The following is a 3,498-nucleotide window of genomic DNA, read 5'->3' on the forward strand; positions in this document are numbered from 1 at the left end:
GCTCAAGCTATAGAGGAATATATCAAATACTATAACGAAGAAAGGATAAAGAGCAGATTAAAAGGCTTAACTCCGAAAGAATATCGGAATCAAGCCTCTATTAATCCTATGTTTTAAAATGTCTACTTTTTAGGTCCCACTTCAAACCAAAATCAGCCATCTATTTAATTTATCGAGTTGCTTAAACTAAGTCGAAATCCCCTTAGTTTTATTTGTTGTGCAAAAAAACACTCAACAATGAAACAAATCAATGTTGAGTGTTTAAAAATAGAATCTTGTAATTTGTCAAAGCCTTAACTTAATGACATTGCTAAATATTTAGGTACGTTTTTTTGTGTTATATTCAACGATTCATGTATAAATTTCACTTGTTTATCAATTTCTAAATTTGAATTATCACACTAAAAATCAGCATTTCACAAAAGTGACACATTGTCATATAATATAAATATAACCATATATTGTTAGCAATATCATTCACTAAAACGGAGACCTTTCTAATGCTTAAAACAACTATTTCTATTACAGATCCAGTTACTAACACTTTAGAAATCAATTACTATAATCCATACGGTGAAAAAATTGGAACCCACCTCCACGAAAGGGCTACTGACTACATGAATTTAAAAGAAATCATCAATTCCAATGTTCCTGAGGACTACCAAATCGTGCCTCACTTTGCATACCCAAGCAATATTTCCGAAGAAATCATGATCGCAGTTAAATCAAAAATTTAACCCATAACAAAAACGTATCGAAAATCTCGATACGCTTTTTCTTTATTCAAAATTAGTGCTGTGAAGCACCAGTTATAGTGTCAGGCTTTTCTTCTTCCTTAGGCTTTTCATCCTTAATCTTTGAAGCACCACTTACTGCATCTGGATCTGAGTTTCTACGGTAAGTTGCGCCAGTTGTAGCGTCATCATCAACTACCAACTTTTGACCAGTAGCTTCGCAGAAGTACTTAACTAGTGGATATAAGTCTTGTACCCATTCATAGATCCCTGCATAGTTGCCTTCATCGTCTTCAACACGCTTATAGTAATGCAAAATCAATTTCTTCAAGTTGCCGTTGGGCACTGGCATGAAGACTTCATCATGTCCATCTTGCTTTTCACGCAAAGCATGAACAACTTTCTTAGCGTTAGGAATAACGTCACGTACATCTGGGTGAATTGCGGACATCGTATCACCAACTTGATCTGGCGTACGCTTTGCAAGCATCTTGTGATTTGAATCTTTTGGACGGTTATACCACAAGAATTGGTTGTTATCGTCAACGAAGGTCATTTCACCAATAGTATTTCTAAGCATCCAGTTCAATTGGTTAACTGTAAGTAGACCTGCATCAAGCTTTACGTAGTCGTCGCCTTCTGCTGCGTTAACCTTCTTAGCTGCCTTGTCTAACCATTCTGGATCGTTTTTGTCGATTCCCTCAACTGTGTATTTTGATTTTTCCTTTGCGTCAAAGTCTTCTTTTAAGTATTCGTCAGGATTCATGTCCTTAAGCCATTTAGGTTCAGCCATAATTAAGTACCTCCTAAATAAATAATTATCTTACTTCAAGTATAAGCTGTAAGCAGTTTCAATTCAATCAATTTGATAAAATATTTTATATAAAATTATTACACTTAGTATATAATATTATATATATTTTATAGCACTGAAAAAGCACTGCTTTTGCAGTGCTTCTACTATTTCATCTTAGTTTCTACAGTATGTTTATCCAAGTGAATAATCACATCAAACATTGCCTTTTCTTCTGGCGAAATCTTGTGGGCTACTTCAACTACCGCAACCTTTGAATTCTCCAGCAATGTCTTATGAATATCTAGTGACAATTTTGGATCAAGCGCACTCGTTGCTTCATCAGCAAGTAAAATTGGTCTGCCAGAAAGCAAGGCTCTCGCAATTTCCACTCTTTGAATCTGTCCACCAGATAATTCACTACCATTTTCACCAACCTGCTTGTCTAAACCTTGGCTCTTAACCAATTCATCAAGACCGGCTTCATGAATAACATGCTTCAACTTTTCATCACTCACCTTGCGGCCTAAAGTAATGTTAAAGCGAAGCGTATCATCAAACATAAATGGCTTCTGGTTAACATATGAGAAATAGTTGTGTGCTGCATCCCAATTGCCAGTTACATCTTTGCCATTAAGCAAAATCTTCCCATCTTTAGGATGCTTCAAACCAACTAACAATCTAAGCAGCGTCGTTTTACCCCAACCACTTGGAGCCATTAGCAAGACTTTTTCACCAGGCTTAACTTCTAAGTTAACCCCATCAAAAATCTGCTTGTGATCGCTACTTGTTACGTAAGACAAGTCCTTGATCTCCATGCCTTCGAAATGGTCGATTTTTTGCTTATCGTCTTTCATCACATGCTGCAAGGCAACTTGGGTCTTCTCCCACATTGGGACAGTCGACTTCACTTGGTTGAACTCATTAAACAGCGTTACAACTGGCGTTATGAAGTTCATTGCAAGGTCTACCATCATAACCAACGTACCAACCTTCAAGTTTCCTTGCATCATCATGATTCCGCCGACAGTACATGGAATGATGAAACAGAAAAGCTCAGCTGCTGAGTAAATTAACTCTAGTGCCCAAGCTTGGGTTAAAGTCATGTTACGCAACGCATTTTCCATGTTTTGGGCGGCATTAGCGGCACGCGTTACGATATTCGTTCTAACGTTATACAGCTTCGTAGCTTGCGCACCATTAAGCGAATCAGACACGTTTTGCGTACAGTTGGCGTTGGTTTGAGCCCAAACTTTGGCTCTCTTGGTAATGATTGGACTAGTTATCATTTGCACAACAGCTGGCGCAATTGTTGCTACCAAGAATACCAAGGTCATTTGCCAAGAACTATAGAAAGCAAAACTAATTGCCCCAATAAATGATAGTCCTTGGAAAATCATATCAAGTTGGGCAGTAACACGATTAGTTTCAATCTGTTTTAAATCGTTGGTCATCAGTGACAAACCACTTTTAACATCAGGTTCGCCTTGATCAACTAAATATCGCAAATTAGCCTTCTTCAAAGTCATGTTAACGTCACGGATAATCCCCATTTTGACCGTTTCATAGACAAAGTTGCTGGCCATAAAGCACATTTGACCTAAGGCCGTTAAGAGAGCCAGTTTAATTAAATGCATGTAATCATGAGAACCAGATGAAGCAACGTTTAACATGATCTGAATCATGTAAGCCACAAACACGATGTTGCAGGCTTTGATTGCTGCCAAGATGGTAAAGCTAATTAATTGGCTTTTTTTCGCATACTTGAGACTCATAAATACCCCGTTCTATTTTCTAAAATACTTACCAATTATTATACGCGCTTGCTTGTGTTTTTCTCAATCAGAGACGATAATTAAAGTATTAAACTCATTTTTTAATAATCAGTCATGTGGTAATAAGTCAAATGAAAGGCGATGATATTTGTTCTCTTTGATCAGAATTTTGAGTATATGAAACTAAGCCTTACTC

Annotated in this window: 4 protein-coding genes; 2 read left to right on the forward strand and 2 right to left on the reverse strand. The window is 37.1% G+C overall.

The window, feature by feature from the left end; genetic code table 11:
* Positions 1–117, forward strand: a 117-nt coding sequence (locus RDN22_RS11105) for an IS3 family transposase (RefSeq protein ID WP_308554877.1), incomplete at its 5' end; no start/stop codon positions are given.
* Positions 118–500: 383 nt separating this feature from the next.
* Positions 501–737, forward strand: a complete 237-nt coding sequence (locus RDN22_RS11110; RefSeq protein WP_308558138.1) for a hypothetical protein — start codon at positions 501–503, stop codon at positions 735–737.
* Positions 738–789: 52 nt separating this feature from the next.
* On the opposite strand, the gene RDN22_RS11115 is transcribed toward RDN22_RS11110, so the two are convergent.
* Both RDN22_RS11115 and RDN22_RS11120 read right to left on the reverse strand, forming a co-directional pair.
* On the reverse strand, positions 790–1,527 hold the full coding sequence (locus tag RDN22_RS11115; protein ID WP_308558139.1) for a PAS domain-containing protein: 738 nt from the start codon (positions 1,525–1,527) through the stop codon (positions 790–792).
* Positions 1,528–1,694: 167 nt separating this feature from the next.
* Positions 1,695–3,302 (reverse strand): ABC transporter ATP-binding protein, encoded by a 1,608-nt coding sequence (locus RDN22_RS11120; protein WP_308558140.1) that lies wholly within the window; start codon positions 3,300–3,302, stop codon positions 1,695–1,697.
* Between the last annotated feature and the right edge of the window lie 196 nt (positions 3,303–3,498).

The sequence above is a fragment of the uncultured Lactobacillus sp. genome, assembly GCF_902491705.1.
Taxonomy (GTDB): domain Bacteria; phylum Bacillota; class Bacilli; order Lactobacillales; family Lactobacillaceae; genus Lactobacillus.